Origin of the sequence: Nocardia sp. NPDC051911, from assembly GCF_040681035.1 — a bacterium.
Lineage (GTDB): Bacteria > Actinomycetota > Actinomycetes > Mycobacteriales > Mycobacteriaceae > Nocardia > Nocardia sichangensis.
The window spans coordinates 1-15,603 of sequence record NZ_JBFAXY010000020.1 but is presented as its reverse complement, the minus strand read 5'-3'; the positions used below and the strand labels follow the sequence as shown (position 1 = coordinate 15,603).

Below are 15,603 nucleotides of genomic sequence, written 5' to 3'. Positions count from 1 at the left end.
TGGACAGCTACCAGGAGAAGGAAGCACTGTGACGCAACCGTCCGCCATCGACGACATTCTGGCCGAGTACGCCGGCTTGGAGACGCAGCTGTCCGATCCGTCGCTGCACAACGATGCGGGCGCCGCGCGCCGGGTCGGCAAGCGATTCGCCGAGCTGGCCCCGGTCATGGCCACCTATCGCAAACTCGAGACAGCCCGCGGCGACTTGTCCGCCGCGCGGGAACTCGCCGCCGACGACGCCGCGTTCGCCGCGGAGGTCCCGGATCTGGAACAACAGGTCGAGGAACTGGAACAGGCCCTCGCCGACCTGCTGGCCCCGCGCGACCCGCACGACGGCGACGACGTCGTGCTCGAGGTCAAGTCCGGCGAAGGCGGCGAGGAGTCCGCGTTGTTCGCCGCCGACCTGGCCCGCATGTACGTGCGGTATGCCGAGCGCCACGGCTGGAAGGTCGAGATCCTCGACGCCGCCCTGTCCGACCTGGGCGGATACAAAGAGGCGACGCTGTCGATCAAGAGCCGCGACGCGGCGCGCGACGGTGTCTGGTCGCGATTCAAGTTCGAGGGCGGTGTGCACCGGGTGCAGCGCGTCCCGGTGACCGAATCGCAGGGCCGCATCCACACCTCGGCGGCGGGCGTGCTGATCTACCCGGAACCCGACGAGATCGAAGAAGTGCAGATCGACGAGTCCGATCTCCGCATCGACGTGTACCGCTCCTCCGGCAAGGGGGGTCAGGGCGTCAACACCACCGACTCCGCGGTGCGCATCACCCACCTGCCTTCCGGCATCGTGGTCACCTGCCAGAACGAGCGTTCCCAGCTGCAGAACAAGGCGCGCGCCATGCAGGTCCTCGCGGCGCGTTTGCAGGCACTGGCGGAAGAACAGGCCGATCAGGAGGCCGCGGCGGGCCGCGCCAGCCAGATCCGCACGGTGGACCGCTCCGAGCGCATCCGCACCTACAACTTCCCGGAGAACCGGATCACCGACCATCGGATCGGCTTCAAGGCGCATAACCTCGACGCCGTGCTGGACGGGGAACTCGACGCGCTGCTCGACGCTCTGGGGAAGGCGGATCGCGAAGCGCGTATGGCCGCGGAATGATCGTCCTTCGGGCAGAGTCGGTGTCATGTCCACGAGCCGAGTAGCGCTGCGCCCCGTCATCAACGACGCCATCGAGACGTTACGGATCGCCGGGGTGCACAGCCCGCGGGCCGACGCCGAACATCTCGCCGCGCACGTCCTCGGCGTGGAGCGGACAAGGCTGGTGCTGACGCCGCTCGTCCCGCCCGGCAAGTTGGACGAGTACCGCGAGTTGGTCGCCCGCCGGGCACGGCGAATCCCGTTGCAGCACTTGACTGGAACGGCCGTGATGGGTGCGCTCGATCTCGCGGTGGGCCCCGGCGTCTTCGTGCCGCGCCCGGAGACCGAGTTGCTGTACGCCTGGGCGCTGGCGCAGTTGGAGGCGCTGCCGCACGATCACACGCCGATCGTCGTCGACCTGTGCACCGGATCGGGCGCGCTCGCACTGGCCCTCGCGCACGCGCGCCCCGACGCCGAAGTGCACGCCGTGGAACTCGATCCCGCCGCGCAGGTCTGGGCCCGGCGCAACGCCGACGACCGGATCGCCGCGGGCGATACCCCGATCACCCTCTACGCCGACGACGCCACCGATCCCGGCCTGCTCACCGACCTGAACGGCCGGGTGGACATCGTCGTGTCCAACCCGCCCTACATCCCCGAGGGCGCAGGTCTCGACCCCGAAGTGGCCGAGCACGATCCGTCCGTCGCCTTGTTCGGCGGCCCGGACGGATTGTCGGTAATACGCGGCATGATCCCGAACATCGCCCGGCTACTGCGCCCAGGCGGCGCCACCGCCATCGAGCACGACGACACCAACGGCTCCGGCGTAGCCGCCCTCCTCACCGCCACCGGCGCCTTCACCGACGTCGTCGAACACCCCGACTTGGCAGGCAAACCCCGCTTCGTCGCCGCCACCCACACGTGAGGGAGTCTTCCGCGCGGTTCCTCGCGTGGGGCACCGAATTCGTGTGGTCTTGCCCGGCTCCTGTGATGCCGACCACGTCCATTCCTCTGATGACAGCGTCGTCTGACGACGTGCCGCCGGATGAAGCAACGACGATGCCCTGCGCGATCCGAGACGTTTCCGGCCGCACTGGCGTGCGCGGGACGATTCGCGATCGTTCGCTATGCCGGGAACTGGGCTCAACGGATCGGCGCGGCCTCCGCACGGCACTGTGCGCTGCCGAACGGAGGGATTTGCACTCGGCGACTATGGCGTGCGCGGCACTGTAGAGCTGGCCAACTGCAAGGCCCGCACTCGAGACGATCGCGAGCGCGCCGCGTATTGCACCGAGCCGCAAAGTCGCCTCGAGGATGCTCCCGGTGCGCGGCGACAGCCGCCGCATCCCACGTGACGACTGATTTCGTAAGCACATGGGTAACTCGCCGGGCACGCCCAGAACTCGCTCGGCACCCGACGCAAGACCTGAACGCAACTCTCGTTTCACCCCACTAGTACGGCCTGAATACGCGGAGAGGCGGGGGAGCATGCCAGGATGGTTGCCGTGAGTACCGTCTACGACTGCGCGGATCCCGACTCGCGCGCCGCGGGACTGTCCGCAGCCACCAGCGCCCTGAAATCCGGACGTCTGGTCGTGCTGCCCACCGACACCCTGTACGGGCTGGGCGCCGACGCGTTCGATTCGACCGCGGTGAGCTCGTTGCTCGCGGCCAAGCGCCGCGGCAGGGACATGCCGGTGCCGGTGCTCGTCGGGTCCTGGCACACCATCGACGGCCTGGTGTTCTCGGTGCGCCCGCAGGCGCGCGAGCTGATCCGGGCGTTCTGGCCCGGCGGCCTGAGTCTGGTTGTGCAGCAAGCGCCTTCGCTCGCGTGGGATCTCGGCGACACCCGCGGGACGGTGATGTTGCGGATGCCGCTGCACCCGGTCGCGCTCGAACTGTTGCGCGAGGTCGGCCCGCTGGCGGTGTCCAGCGCCAACGTGTCCGGGCAGCCGCCGGCGAAGACCGCCGCCGAGGCACGCGATCAACTCGGCGATCTGGTCGGCGTCTATCTGGACGGCGGCCCGGCCGAACACGCGGTCGCCTCCACCATCGTCGACCTGACCGCTGATCAGCCGCGCATCCTGCGCGTGGGCGCGGTGCCCGTCGCCGACATCGCCGAGGTGCTCGGCATGTCGCCGGAAGCGCTCAGCGGCGCCGCGCAGCTCGGATGATGGGTTCGAGCGCCGTCGTCCCGCTCCGGGAGCTGCTCGTCGTGCTGCTCATCTCCGCGGTGGTGACGTTCCTGGCCACCGGTGGGGTGCGGGTGCTGGCGATCGGCTTCGGCGCGGTGGCCGTGCCGCGTGACCGGGACGTGCACGTCAAGCCGATTCCGCGGATGGGCGGCGTCGGCATGTACATCGGTGTGGTCGCCGCGGTGCTGTTCGCCCACCAGCTGCCCGCGCTGCGCAGCGGCTTCGACTACAAACCCAACATCCCGATCGCCGTGCTGGTGGCTGCCACGATCATCGTGCTGGTCGGCATCGTCGACGACCGCTGGGGACTCGACGCGCTGACGAAGTTCGCGGGCCAGGTGACGGCGGCGGGCGTGATGGCCGTCATGGGATTGGGCTGGTATGTGATCTACAACCCGTTCAGCAACACCACGGTGGTGCTGGACGGATTGCAGGGCGGGCTCGTTACGGTCGCGGTCACCGTCACCCTGGTCAACGCCATGAACTTCGTCGACGGCTTGGACGGCCTCGCGGCGGGCTTGGGGCTGATCGCCGCGCTGGCGGTTTTCGCGTTCTGCCTCGGTCTGATGAACGAGCAGGGCGGCTCGGTCGACACCTACCCGCCCGCGTTGCTGGCCGCCGCGCTCGCGGGTGGCTGCCTCGGATTCCTGCCGCACAATTTCCAGCCCGCGCGCATATTCATGGGCGACTCCGGTTCGATGTTGATCGGATTGATGCTGGCCGCGGTCTCGACCGGCGCCTCGGGGCGAATCCCCCTGCAGGGATACGGTCCGCGCGACATCGTCGGTCTGCTTTCTCCGCTGTTGCTGGTCGGCGCGGTGATGTTCATTCCGGTGCTGGACCTGTTGCTCGCCATTGTGCGACGGGTTCGCGCGGGCGTCAGTTTCTCGACGCCGGACAAAATGCACTTGCATCATCGCTTGCTGCAGATCGGCCATTCCCATCGCCGCGTGGTGTTGTTGATCTATTTGTGGGTCGGTGTGCTCGCGTTCGGCGCGGTCGGCACCTCGCTGATGGATCGCAGGCTGGTCGTGTTGCTGATGGCGGGCGGGCTGGTTTTCGCTTTGGTGATCACCGCTATTCCGGGGCTGCGGCGTGGGGACCCGGCGGGCGACGGATCGGCGTCCGGGTAAAGTCGGCGACTGTGAGCTTCACACCCGAACCCGTCCCCGGCCCCGACGCGCCGCTGCGGTCCGCGCTGCGCTACGGACTGATCGGCTTGGGCGTGCTGGTGGTCCTGTCGGTCGCGCTGGGCGCGGCCGTCTCGGGTGTCGCCGGCGTGTGGGGCGCGGTGCTCGGCGCCGCGATCGGCGGCGGCTTCATCCTCACCACCGCGGCCGTGGTGCTGTTCGGCGCGAAACTGCCGCCGAGCACCGCGGGGCTGGTCATGCTGGTCAGCTGGGTGGGGAAGGTCCTGGTGGCGCTGATCGTCGTCGGGATCCTGCACCGATTCGACTTCTACGACCGGGTCGTGTTGTTCCTCACCGTGGTCGGCGCCCTGGTGATCGTGCTCGGTGCGGAGACGTACGGCGTTGTCCGGCAGAAGGTTCCGTACGTGACGACGACCGACTCGGAACCCACGTCCGATACCCGCCAGTAACGAAAAACCCCCCACCCCCTACACGCTGTCGTAGATGACTTGGTAAAGTGTTGGTAAGCAAGCGACCAAGTCGGGGATCAGTGAGGGGTCACCGCCGAGATCCCCTGCATGGGCCGCTATGCTTACTGCCGTGCCGGGCTCCGAGGGGTGTTCCGGTTCTGCATGTCGACGAATGTCGCCGACACACGTACAGACGCCTGGTGGATTTCGAACCACCGCACAGCTGCTGACGAACTTCGAGCCGACCTGAGTCGACCCAAATTGATCGTCAATGTCCGATCGAACCGCGGGAATGACCGTACCCGCGGCCCGAACACGGGAGAGAACGCTGAGCGTCACCACTCTGGCGGCCGAGTTCCACGCGCCGTCGCTTACCGACTTCTTCCCTCCAGCTGTGCTGTTCGAGGGAACGCCGTTCGAACTCGATCGATTGATGCTGATCCGCATTCTGATGACGGCTGTTCTCTCGGTCGTGATGGTGCTGGCATTCCGCTCGCCCCGGATCGTTCCGCGCGGCCTACAGAATGTCGCCGAAATCGGCCTGGTCTTCGTCAAAGAGCAGATCTGCGACGAGGTCCTCGGCAAGGAAACGGGACGGAAGTTCTTCCCGCTGATCGCGACGATCTTCTTCACGGTCCTCTTTCTGAACTTCTCGGGTGTCGTTCCGGGGTTGAACATCTCGTCGAACGCCCGAATCGGCATGCCGCTGGTGCTGGCCGTCATCGCGTACCTGGCGTTCAACTACGTCGGTATCAGGAAGTACGGCTTCTTCAACTACATGCGCAGCAGCATCGTCGTTCCGAACGTTCCCCCCGCGCTGCATGTGCTGCTGATTCCGATCGAGTTCGTCTCGACCTTCATCCTGCGTCCGTTCACGCTGACCGTCCGACTCATGGCGAACATGCTGGCCGGCCACATCATGCTGGTGCTGTTCTTCAGCGCGACCTGGTTCTTCCTGTTCGACGCCACCTCGTGGATGAAGGTGTTCTCGCCGTTCTCGCTGGTCGCGGGACTCGGATTCACGCTCTTCGAGCTGTTGGTCATCTTCCTGCAGGCCTACGTGTTTGCGCTGCTGACCGCCGTATACATCGGACTCGCACAGCACGCGGCCGATCACTGACCTGACCGACACAACTACCGGAAACCTGCTACACCACGCCGACCGGCGGGTGAGCAACAGAAAGGGAATGGAAGACTCATGAGCCTCGCTTACCTGGCCCAGGAAGCCGCCACGAACGAGAGCACCTTCAAGGGCCTGGGCGCCGTCGGCTACGGTCTCGCCGCGATCGGCCCCGGCATCGGCGTCGGCATCGTCGTCGGCAAGGCCATCGAGGGCATCGCGCGTCAGCCTGAGCTGCAGGGCACCATCCGCACCAACATGTTCCTCGGTATCGCGTTCACCGAGGCCCTCGCCCTTATCGGTCTCGTCGCCGGCTTCATTTTCTGATTCCGATGTACGAGTCAGTTTTGCTCGCGGCGGCGGAGGGAGAGGATGTGAATCCTCTCATCCCCGAAACGTACGACATCGTCTGGTCGATCGTCTGCGTCGTCATCATCGCGGCCCTGTTCTACAAGTACGTGGTCCCGCGCCTGATGAAGACGCTCGACGAGCGCTCGGACAAGATCGAAGGCGGCATCGCTCGCGCGGAAGCCGCGCAGGAAGAAGCTCAGCTCACCCTGCAGCAGTACCAGCAGCAGCTGGCCGAGGCCCGGCTCGAGGCCGCGCGCATCCGGGAGGACGCGCGCACCCAGGGCCAGGAGATCCTCGCGCAGATGCGCTCGGAGGCCCAGGCCGAAGCCGATCGCATCATCGCGGCGGGCCACACTCAGCTGGAAGCACAGCGCCAGCAGATCCTGACGGAGCTGCGCCACGAGGTCGGCCGCACGGCCGTCGACCTGGCCGAGAAGATCATCGGGCAGTCGGTTTCGGACGAGGCCAAGCAGGCCGCCTCGATCGACCGGTTCCTCGACGAGCTCGACCAGACCGACGCAGGCATCGGGGTCGGAAGGTAACGACGCGAAAGTGAGAAGCATGTACGCAGCGAGCCGCGAGGCCAGTGCCCGGTCTCGGGAGGCGCTTCGGGCCGCTCTGACCGGAAGCGACAGTGCTGCGGCCACGACGGGCTCGGAACTGTTCGCCGTTGTCGCCGTGCTGGACGACCAGCGTTCGCTGCGTGTGGCGCTCGCGGACGTGTCGGTGCCGGGTTCCGTGCGCGCGGAACTGTGCGAGCGGGTCTTCGGCGGCAAGGTCAGCGCTGCCACGCTGGCAGTGCTGACCACCGCGGTGGCCCAGGACTGGTCGCGCACCTCCGACCTGGTGGACACCCTGGTGCTGCTCGGCCAGGAGGCGTTGCTGGAGTCGGCGGCCCAGCGTGGCCGGCTCGAAGCGGTGGAGGACGAGCTGTTCCGGCTCGGCCGGATCATCAGCGACAACCCCGAGTTGGAGCAGGCACTGTCGGATCGGTCGCAGCAGGCCTCGGCCAAGAGCGAGCTGGTCAACCGGCTGCTCGCCGGTAAGACGGAGCCCATCACCCTGACCCTGGCGGAGCAGGTGGTGACCAGGCAGCGGTCGGGCATCAGCGCCGCCTTCGACGAGCTGGCCGACCTCGCGGCGGCGCGTCGCGATCAGATCGTCGCGCACGTGCGCGCCGCGATCGGGCTCAGCGAGCAGCAGCGCGACCGGCTGGCCGCGTCGCTGCGGCGCATCTACGGCAAGGCGACCACGGTGCACATCCAGGTCGACCCGAGTCTGCTGAGCGGAGTCGTGGTGCGCGTCGGTGACGACGTGATCGACGGCAGCGCACTCGGCCGACTGGAGAAGCTGCGCCGGGCCCTGACCTAGCGCGCTTCCACCACCCCCGACATTCCAGACCCAGACAGCGAGAGCAGGAAGAACATGGCGGAGCTGACGATCTCCTCCGACGAGATCCGTAGCGCGATCGAGAGCTACACCAAGAGCTACACCCCCGAGACCTCCATCGAAGAAGTCGGTGTGGTCACCGACACCAGTGACGGCATCGCGCACGTCAGCGGCCTGCCTTCGGCAATGGCCAACGAGCTGCTCGAGTTCCCGGGCGGCGTGCTCGGCGTCGCGCTGAACCTCGAGGACCGTGAGATCGGTGCGGTCATCCTCGGCGAGTACGCCGAGATCGAGGAGGGCCAGGAGGTCCGCAGGACCGGTGACGTGCTCTCGGTTCCGGTCGGCGACAAGTTCCTCGGCCGCGTGGTGAACCCGCTGGGCCAGCCGATCGACGGCCTCGGCGAGATCGAGTCCGAGGAACAGCGCGTGCTCGAGCTGCAGGCCGCCACCGTGCTGGAGCGCCAGCCGGTCGAGGAGCCGCTGGCCACCGGCATCACCGCGATCGACGCGCTGACCGCCATCGGCCGTGGCCAGCGTCAGCTGATCATCGGCGACCGCAAGACCGGCAAGACCGCGGTCTGCATCGACGCGATCCTGAACCAGAAGGCCAACTGGGAGACCGGCGATCCGACCAAGCAGGTGCGCTGCATCTACGTAGCCATCGGCCAGAAGGGCTCCACCATCGCGGGCGTCAAGGCCGCGCTGGAGCAGCACGGCGCGCTGGAGTACACCACCATCGTCGCCGCCCCGGCCTCCGACTCCGCCGGCTTCAAGTGGCTGGCCCCCTACACCGGTTCGGCCATCGGCCAGCACTGGATGTACCAGGGCAAGCACGTGCTCATCGTGTTCGACGACCTGACCAAGCAGGCCGAGGCGTACCGCGCCATCTCGCTGCTGCTGCGTCGCCCGCCGGGCCGCGAGGCCTACCCGGGTGACGTCTTCTACCTGCACTCCCGGCTGCTGGAGCGTTGTGCGAAGCTGTCCGACGAGCTGGGCGCGGGCTCGATGACCGGTCTGCCGATCATCGAGACCAAGGCCAACGACATCTCGGCGTTCATCCCGACCAACGTCATCTCCATCACCGACGGTCAGGTCTTCCTCGAGTCCGACCTGTTCAACAAGGGTGTCCGCCCGGCGATCAACGTCGGTACCTCGGTCTCCCGTGTCGGTGGCGCCGCCCAGACGAAGGGCATGAAGAAGGTGGCCGGTTCGCTGCGCCTCGAGCTGGCGCAGTACCGCGAGCTGGAGGCGTTCTCCGCCTTCGCCTCCGACCTGGACGCGGCCTCGCTGGCTCAGCTCGAGCGCGGCGCCCGCTGGGTCGAGCTGCTCAAGCAGGACCAGTACTCGCCGGTGCCGGTCGAGGATCAGATCATCTCGATCTACCTGGTCGACCGTGGCCACTTCGACTCGATCCCGGTCGCGGACATCCGCCGCTTCAACGCCGAACTGCTCGAGGAGCTGCACCGCAGCGCCGCCGACGTGTTCAAGGCGATCGAGGGCGGCAAGGTGCTCGCCGGCGAGACGGCCGAGCAGGTCGAGGCGGCGACCAAGAAGTTCTTGGGAACCTTCCTCACCTCCGACGGCACCCCCGTGGTCAACGAGGCCGAAGCCGGCCAGCTCGACCACGAAGAGGTCGAGTCGCTGTCGGTGACCCGCAAGCACGTCGAGAAGTAACGCGGGTCGGCAAATGCGCTATTCGATCCGCGGCATGCGCGACGGGCACGAGGGTGGCAGCGACCACCTCGTGCCCGGCGGATGCCGCCCATCCCACGCAGCGAATGAAGGGAGTGTGAACCGCTGATGGCAAGCTTGCGTGAATTGCGCTCCCGCATTCGTGGTGTGAATTCGATCAAGAAGATCACCAAGGCCCAAGAGCTGATCGCGACCTCGCGCATCTCCAAGGCCCAGGCCAGGGTCGCGGCCGCGAAGCCGTACGCGGAGGAGATCACCAAGGTCCTCAGCGAGCTGGCGAGCGCGTCGAAGAACCTTTCGCATCCGCTGCTGACCGAGCGCGCCAACCCGCGCCGGGCGGCCGTGCTGGTGATCACCAGTGACAGCGGCATGTGCGGTGGCTACAACTCGAACGTGCTCAAGCGCGCGGAAGAGCTGATGACCACCTTGCGTGACGAAGGCAAAGAGCCGGTGCTCTACGTCATGGGCAACAAGGGCCTGACGTACTACGCCTTCCGCAATCGCTCGTACGTGTCGGCGTGGACCGGGTTCTCGCAGCAGCCGAAGTACTCCGATGCTTCGTCCGCGTGTCACCACCTGGTCGACGCCTTCATGGCAGGCTCCGACGGGGCGGTGCCCGCTCCGAACGGGACGGGTGACATCGCCGGTGTCGACGAGCTGCACGTCGTGTACACCCGCTTCGTCTCGATGCTGACGCAGACCCCTGAGGTGCGCCGGTTGGCGCCGATCCAGGTGAGCTACGTCGACGAGAACTTCGACCTGGGTGAGGACATCGTGTCGGATTCACCGACCGCGGACGTCCACGCGCAGTACGAATTCGAGCCCGACGCCGATGTGCTGCTGGCGGCGCTGCTGCCCAAGTACGTCAACACGCGCATCTACGCGTCGTTGCTCGAGGCAGCGGCATCCGAGTCAGCGGCTCGGCGCACCGCAATGAAGGCCGCCACCGACAACGCCAACGAACTCGCGAGCGTGCTCCAGCGCGAGGCGAACTCGGTGCGCCAAGCCCAGATCACGCAGGAAATCAGCGAAATCGTCGGCGGCGTGAACGCGCTGGCGTCGAGCTCGGACCGCGACTGAGCGCCACCAGCGGCCTGAGCGACGGGCACGTAGAAGGCCCCTCGAAGGCCGCACATCGACACGGAGAGAACCAACACCAATGACCGCAGCTGTCACTCAAGACAACACGAGCCGGACCGGCGGCGCCGCAGGCCGCGTCGTCCGGGTCATCGGCCCCGTCGTGGACGTCGAGTTCCCGCGCGGAGCCATTCCCGAGCTGTTCAACGCTCTGCACGCCGAGATCACCCTGACCTCGGTGGCCAAGACCCTGACCCTCGAGGTCGCCCAGCACCTCGGCGACAACATCGTGCGCACCATCTCGATGCAGCCGACCGACGGCCTGGTCCGCGGTGCCACCGTCACCGACACCGGCAAGCCGATCTCGGTGCCGGTCGGTGACGTGGTCAAGGGCCACGTCTTCAACGCCCTCGGCGACTGCCTGGACACCCCCGGCCTCGGCCGCGAGGGCGAGCAGTGGGGCATCCACCGCAAGCCGCCGTCGTTCGACCAGCTCGAGGGCAAGACCGAGATCCTGGAGACGGGCATCAAGGTCATCGACCTGCTCACCCCGTACGTGAAGGGCGGCAAGATCGGTCTGTTCGGTGGCGCCGGTGTCGGCAAGACCGTTCTGATCCAGGAGATGATCACCCGTATCGCGCGGGAATTCTCCGGCACCTCCGTGTTCGCCGGCGTCGGCGAGCGCACCCGTGAGGGCACCGACCTGCGCCTGGAGATGGAGGAGATGGGCGTCCTCCAGGACACCGCCCTCGTCTTCGGACAGATGGACGAGCCGCCGGGCACCCGTATGCGCGTCGCGCTCTCGGCCCTGACCATGGCCGAGTACTTCCGCGACGTGCAGCACCAGGACGTGCTGCTGTTCATCGACAACATCTTCCGGTTCACCCAGGCCGGTTCCGAGGTGTCGACCCTGCTCGGCCGCATGCCCTCCGCCGTCGGTTACCAGCCCACGCTGGCCGACGAGATGGGTGAGCTGCAGGAGCGCATCACCTCGACCCGTGGTCGGTCGATCACCTCGCTGCAGGCCATCTACGTGCCCGCCGACGACTACACCGACCCGGCTCCGGCGACCACCTTCGCCCACCTCGACGCGACGACCGAGCTCTCCCGCCCGATCTCGCAGAAGGGCATCTACCCGGCCGTCGACCCGCTGACCTCGACCTCCCGCATCCTGGAGGCCTCGATCGTCGGCGACCGGCACTTCCGGGTGGCCAACGAGGTGAAGCGGATCCTGCAGAAGTACAAGGAACTGCAGGACATCATCGCCATCCTCGGTATGGACGAGCTGTCCGAAGAGGACAAGGTGCTCGTCGGCCGCGCCCGTCGTCTGGAGAAGTTCCTCGGCCAGAACTTCATCGTGGCCGAGAAGTTCACCGGTCAGGTGGGTTCGGTCGTGCCGCTCGAGCAGACCATCGACGACTTCGACCGCGTCTGCAAGGGTGAGTTCGACAACTACCCGGAGCAGGCCTTCAACAGCTGCGGTGGTCTCGACGATGTCGAGGCGGCCGCGAAGAAGATCCTCGGAAAGTAGTCACCGATGGCGGAAATGTCAGTCGATCTCGTCGCGGTCGAACGACTGCTCTGGTCCGGCCAGGCGACGTTCGTCAGCGCGCAGACCACCGAGGGCCAGATCGGCATCATGGCCGGGCACGAGCCGTTGCTCGGCCAGCTGGTCGAGGGCGGCACCGTGGCGATCGTGGACACCGATGGTCAGCGGGTCGTCGCCGCGGTGCACGGCGGCTTCTTCTCGGTGACCGCGAACTCGGTTCGGGTGCTCGCCGAGTCGGCGGAATTCGCCGACGAGGTGGACGTCGAGGAGGCCCGCCGGGTGCTGGCCGACTCCGACGCCAGCGAGGAGCAGCAGCGAGCCGCTCAGGCTCGGGTGCGCGCGGTCGAGCAGAACGCGAACGCCTAGCAACAACCTGTCATCGAGAACGATCGCTGTCGGCGGTGAAGCTTCCTTCACCGCCGACAGCGTCTTTCAGGCGAGTCGGACACGGCCGGGGCATTTGTAAACTCGGGGCCGTGATTGAATGACCGCACGCGGTGTCAGCATCGGGCTCGGGGGCGAAAGCCCGCGAAACCACGAGAAGCTGGTACACCGCCAATCGAATGCCGTGGACGACACGGCGGCGGAGCGAAGGGACGTACGGCATTGCAAACCGGGATGGTTCTGCTGATCATTCTGGTGCTAACGCTCGTGTTCCTCGCCTTGGCCTCGACTTACCGCCTGATCATGTTGCGGCGCGGCGGAACTGCCGCGATCCTGCGCGTACTGCCCGCCCGCGGCGGTCAGGGGTGGCGGCACGGCCTGATCCGCTATGACGAGGATCGTCTCGTCTTCTTCAAACTCACCAGCCTGAAACTCGGCCCGGATTCCACCATCCGGCGTCAGGGCATCGAGATCGGCGATCGCCGCGGCCCCCGTGGCGACGAATACGACATCATGACCGACGACATCGCAGTGATCGCGGTGTCCGACCGCGCGGGCGACTTCGAGTTGGCCCTGGATCGCGACTCTTTGACCGCCTTCCTCTCCTGGGTGGAGTCCCGCCCCTCCGATCGCACCCGGCGGATGCCGGGGCTGTAGTTCCCGGTCCGACGGCTATCGGCGGCCCGAGCAGGCCGCGCCCGTTAGGGTTGTGCTGTGAGCGTGCATTTGACCCGGATCTACACGCGGACCGGCGATGACGGGACCACGGGATTGAGCGACTTCTCCCGGGTCGCGAAGACCGACCCACGCCTGGTCGCCTACGCCGACTGCGATGAGACGAACGCCGCCATCGGCGTCGCGATCGCCCTCGGCGGCCCGGACGAAACGATGCTCGCGGTGCTGCGACAGATACAGAACGATCTGTTCGACGCCGGGGCCGACCTCTCCACCCCGGTGGTCGCGGAGCCGAAGTACCCGCCGCTGCGGGTCACCCAGCCCTACATCGATCGGCTCGAAGCGTGGTGCGACGAGTTCAACGCCGGACTGCCTGCGCTCGATTCGTTCATCCTGCCCGGCGGTACCGCGCTGGCGGCCCTGCTGCACACCGCGCGTACGGTCGCCCGCCGTGCGGAGCGCTCGGCCTGGGCGGCGATCGAGTGCCATCCGGAGGACACCAACGCGCTGCCGGCCAAGTACCTCAATCGCCTCTCGGATCTGCTGTTCATCCTGAGCCGGGTCGCCAATCCCGGCGGCGATATCCTGTGGAAGCCCGGCGGGAAACGGCCGGGCGTCTGATCGCGTAGCACCCGAGGCGAGTACCCGAGCGATCACTGGGTATTGCCGGCAAGGTGACGAGACCACCTCGTCGATCGCAGTACGCCCATCCCGCGGCACTCGCTCCAACGGCGAAAACGTCCGGAGGCGAGGGGAGTCGTGGAGAGGCGGCACCGGAGTGCGCCGCCCCAACTATCCTTGCACCAACAGTGCGCCGAATACGCGGAGAGGCGGCATGGAACGGTTTTTGGTTACCGGCGGAAATCGACTCGTCGGTGAGGTCACGGTGGGGGGCGCCAAGAACAGCGTCCTCAAACTGATGGCCGCTGCGCTGCTGGCCGAGGGCACCACCACGATCACGAACTGCCCGGACATCCTCGACGTGCCGCTGATGGGTGATGTCCTACGCGGTCTCGGCTGCGACGTGACCATCGACGGCGGAGTGGTCGCCATCACCACGCCCGCCGAACCGAAGTATCACGCGGACTTCCCCGCGGTGACCCAGTTCCGCGCGTCGGTGTGCGTGCTCGGTCCGCTGATGGCGCGGTGCAAGCGCGCCGTCGTGGCGCTGCCCGGCGGTGACGCCATCGGCTCCCGCCCGCTGGACATGCACCAGGCCGGTCTGCGCCTACTCGGCGCGACCAGCGAGATCGAGCACGGTTGTGTGGTCGCCAAGGCCGACGAATTGCAGGGTGCGCGCATCCGCCTGGATTTCCCCTCGGTCGGCGCGACCGAGAACATCCTCATGGCGGCGGTGCTCGCCGAGGGCGAGACGGTGATCGACAACGCCGCGCGCGAGCCCGACATCGTCGACCTGTGCCACATGCTCGTCCGGATGGGCGCGCGGATCAGCGGCGCGGGCACGTCGGTGCTCACCATCCAGGGGGTCGAACGGCTCGAGCCCACCACGCACCGCGTCATCGGGGACCGCATCGTCGCCGCGACTTGGGGTATCGCCGCGTCGATGACGCTGGGCGACATCCGCGTCACCGGTGTGAATCCCAAGCACCTGTCGCTGGTGCTGGACAAGCTGCGGTCCGCGGGTGCGCGCATTTCGTTCGAGCAGGACGGCTTCCGGGTGGTCCAGGCGGAGCGTCCGCGCGCCGTGAATTTCTCGACCCTGCCGTTCCCCGGTTTCCCGACCGACTTGCAGCCGATGGCCATCGGGCTCGCGTCGATCGCGGACGGGACCTCGATGATCACCGAGAACATCTTCGAGGCGCGCTTCCGGTTCGTGGAGGAGATGATCCGGCTCGGCGCCGACGCGCGCACCGATGGGCACCACGCGGTGGTCCGTGGGATTCCGCGGTTGTCGAGCGCTCCGGTGTGGTCGTCGGATATTCGAGCCGGCGCGGGTCTGGTGCTCGCGGGCTTGGTCGCCGACGGGACCACCGAAGTGCACGACGTCTTCCACATTGATCGCGGATATCCGAATTTCGTCGAGCAGCTGCAGGCCCTCGGTGGCGATGTAAGGCGCGTCGGCGTCGCGGATTGAGTGCCGCGGCGTTCGGGTCGGTGGCGAGTTACCGAAAGCGTTCCGGAAAATGCGTGCTGACCAGGCGATTTGACATGGTGCACGCAGACACGTAACTTATTCCAAGTCAGAGCGACACGGACACCGACCCGGAGCCGAGAAGCTGAGCGGAAACGCTGAGCGGGAGGCCAGGGAAACGAGGTAGGACGAGGAGCGCCTGACGGTCACACTAGCTCGAACGAGACCTCAGTTTGCAACTGGGTTCACGGCTGAGCTAAGCTGGAAAAGTTGCTTCACCGATCAATCGGCTCAAACCGGGCGATGGTGTGTGCGTGTGTTCTTTGAGAACTCAATAGTGTGTCGATGAATGTCAGTGCCAAATATTTTTTGGTTCCGGCCTTTTCACCCCCCGTGTGGAG

At 66.9% G+C, this 15,603-nt stretch carries 16 protein-coding genes; all 16 read left to right on the top strand.

Annotated features, from left to right (window positions below; translation table 11 throughout):
• Positions 1-28: 28 nt before the first annotated feature.
• The 16 genes from prfA (at position 29) to murA (ending at position 15,205) form a co-directional block, all read left to right on the top strand.
• Positions 29-1,099: a peptide chain release factor 1 gene (gene prfA, locus AB0L97_RS23515; RefSeq protein WP_364433046.1), complete on the top strand. Its 1,071-nt coding sequence runs from the start codon at positions 29-31 to the stop codon at positions 1,097-1,099.
• Between the two features lie 25 nt (positions 1,100-1,124).
• Positions 1,125-2,003, top strand: a complete 879-nt coding sequence (gene prmC, locus AB0L97_RS23510) for a peptide chain release factor N(5)-glutamine methyltransferase (protein ID WP_364433044.1) — start codon at positions 1,125-1,127, stop codon at positions 2,001-2,003.
• 580 nt (positions 2,004-2,583) lie between these two features.
• Complete coding sequence (locus AB0L97_RS23505) at positions 2,584-3,252, top strand: L-threonylcarbamoyladenylate synthase (protein ID WP_355073699.1); 669 nt, start codon at positions 2,584-2,586, stop codon at positions 3,250-3,252.
• A complete protein-coding gene (locus AB0L97_RS23500) occupies positions 3,249-4,406 on the top strand; it encodes an MraY family glycosyltransferase (protein ID WP_364433039.1) in 1,158 nt (385 codons plus the stop codon). Before AB0L97_RS23505 ends, AB0L97_RS23500 begins: the two co-directional genes overlap by 4 nt.
• Before the next feature lie 11 nt (positions 4,407-4,417).
• Positions 4,418-4,873 (top strand): hypothetical protein, encoded by a 456-nt coding sequence (locus AB0L97_RS23495; RefSeq protein WP_355073702.1) that lies wholly within the window; start codon positions 4,418-4,420, stop codon positions 4,871-4,873.
• A gap of 271 nt (positions 4,874-5,144) precedes the next feature.
• Positions 5,145-5,993 carry a F0F1 ATP synthase subunit A gene (gene atpB, locus AB0L97_RS23490; RefSeq protein WP_355073704.1) on the top strand — a complete coding sequence of 283 codons (849 nt, stop codon included), beginning with the start codon at positions 5,145-5,147 and terminating at the stop codon, positions 5,991-5,993.
• A gap of 78 nt (positions 5,994-6,071) precedes the next feature.
• Positions 6,072-6,320: an ATP synthase F0 subunit C gene (locus tag AB0L97_RS23485; protein WP_039796339.1), complete on the top strand. Its 249-nt coding sequence runs from the start codon at positions 6,072-6,074 to the stop codon at positions 6,318-6,320.
• 5 nt (positions 6,321-6,325) lie between these two features.
• On the top strand, positions 6,326-6,886 hold the full coding sequence (locus tag AB0L97_RS23480) for a F0F1 ATP synthase subunit B (protein ID WP_355073706.1): 561 nt from the start codon (positions 6,326-6,328) through the stop codon (positions 6,884-6,886).
• 19 nt (positions 6,887-6,905) lie between these two features.
• The gene (locus tag AB0L97_RS23475; protein ID WP_355073707.1) at positions 6,906-7,715 is read left to right on the top strand and encodes a F0F1 ATP synthase subunit delta; all 810 of its coding nucleotides are present in this window, start codon (positions 6,906-6,908) and stop codon (positions 7,713-7,715) included.
• 54 nt (positions 7,716-7,769) lie between these two features.
• Positions 7,770-9,407 (top strand): F0F1 ATP synthase subunit alpha, encoded by a 1,638-nt coding sequence (gene atpA, locus AB0L97_RS23470; protein ID WP_355073709.1) that lies wholly within the window; start codon positions 7,770-7,772, stop codon positions 9,405-9,407.
• A gap of 126 nt (positions 9,408-9,533) precedes the next feature.
• Positions 9,534-10,505 carry a F0F1 ATP synthase subunit gamma gene (locus AB0L97_RS23465; protein ID WP_355073710.1) on the top strand — a complete coding sequence of 324 codons (972 nt, stop codon included), beginning with the start codon at positions 9,534-9,536 and terminating at the stop codon, positions 10,503-10,505.
• Positions 10,506-10,584: 79 nt separating this feature from the next.
• On the top strand, positions 10,585-12,033 hold the full coding sequence (gene atpD / locus AB0L97_RS23460; RefSeq protein ID WP_355073712.1) for a F0F1 ATP synthase subunit beta: 1,449 nt from the start codon (positions 10,585-10,587) through the stop codon (positions 12,031-12,033).
• A 6-nt stretch (positions 12,034-12,039) separates the two neighbouring features.
• Positions 12,040-12,417, top strand: a complete 378-nt coding sequence (locus AB0L97_RS23455; RefSeq protein WP_355073713.1) for a F0F1 ATP synthase subunit epsilon — start codon at positions 12,040-12,042, stop codon at positions 12,415-12,417.
• Between the two features lie 252 nt (positions 12,418-12,669).
• Positions 12,670-13,092 carry a DUF2550 domain-containing protein gene (locus AB0L97_RS23450; protein ID WP_039796346.1) on the top strand — a complete coding sequence of 141 codons (423 nt, stop codon included), beginning with the start codon at positions 12,670-12,672 and terminating at the stop codon, positions 13,090-13,092.
• 57 nt (positions 13,093-13,149) lie between these two features.
• Positions 13,150-13,731 (top strand): cob(I)yrinic acid a,c-diamide adenosyltransferase, encoded by a 582-nt coding sequence (locus tag AB0L97_RS23445; protein ID WP_355073715.1) that lies wholly within the window; start codon positions 13,150-13,152, stop codon positions 13,729-13,731.
• Between the two features lie 214 nt (positions 13,732-13,945).
• Positions 13,946-15,205 (top strand): UDP-N-acetylglucosamine 1-carboxyvinyltransferase, encoded by a 1,260-nt coding sequence (murA, locus tag AB0L97_RS23440; protein ID WP_364433027.1) that lies wholly within the window; start codon positions 13,946-13,948, stop codon positions 15,203-15,205.
• The last annotated feature ends 398 nt before the right edge of the window (positions 15,206-15,603 follow it).

Bases quoted from the DNA above. Each gene is read 5' to 3' on its own strand.
- AB0L97_RS23450 (WP_039796346.1), top strand. From the start codon at position 12,670: ATGGTTCTGCTGATCATTCTGGTGCTAACGCTCGTGTTCCTCGCCTTG.
- atpA (WP_355073709.1), top strand. From the start codon at position 7,770: ATGGCGGAGCTGACGATCTCCTCCGACGAGATCCGTAGCGCGATCGAG.
- AB0L97_RS23485 (WP_039796339.1), top strand. From the start codon at position 6,072: ATGAGCCTCGCTTACCTGGCCCAGGAAGCCGCCACGAACGAGAGCACC.
- atpB (WP_355073704.1), top strand. From the start codon at position 5,145: ATGTCCGATCGAACCGCGGGAATGACCGTACCCGCGGCCCGAACACGG.
- AB0L97_RS23475 (WP_355073707.1), top strand. From the start codon at position 6,906: ATGTACGCAGCGAGCCGCGAGGCCAGTGCCCGGTCTCGGGAGGCGCTT.
- atpD (WP_355073712.1), top strand. From the start codon at position 10,585: ATGACCGCAGCTGTCACTCAAGACAACACGAGCCGGACCGGCGGCGCC.
- AB0L97_RS23500 (WP_364433039.1), top strand. From the start codon at position 3,249: ATGATGGGTTCGAGCGCCGTCGTCCCGCTCCGGGAGCTGCTCGTCGTG.
- prmC (WP_364433044.1), top strand. From the start codon at position 1,125: ATGTCCACGAGCCGAGTAGCGCTGCGCCCCGTCATCAACGACGCCATC.
- AB0L97_RS23455 (WP_355073713.1), top strand. From the start codon at position 12,040: ATGGCGGAAATGTCAGTCGATCTCGTCGCGGTCGAACGACTGCTCTGG.
- AB0L97_RS23465 (WP_355073710.1), top strand. From the start codon at position 9,534: ATGGCAAGCTTGCGTGAATTGCGCTCCCGCATTCGTGGTGTGAATTCG.
- AB0L97_RS23480 (WP_355073706.1), top strand. From the start codon at position 6,326: ATGTACGAGTCAGTTTTGCTCGCGGCGGCGGAGGGAGAGGATGTGAAT.
- murA (WP_364433027.1), top strand. From the start codon at position 13,946: ATGGAACGGTTTTTGGTTACCGGCGGAAATCGACTCGTCGGTGAGGTC.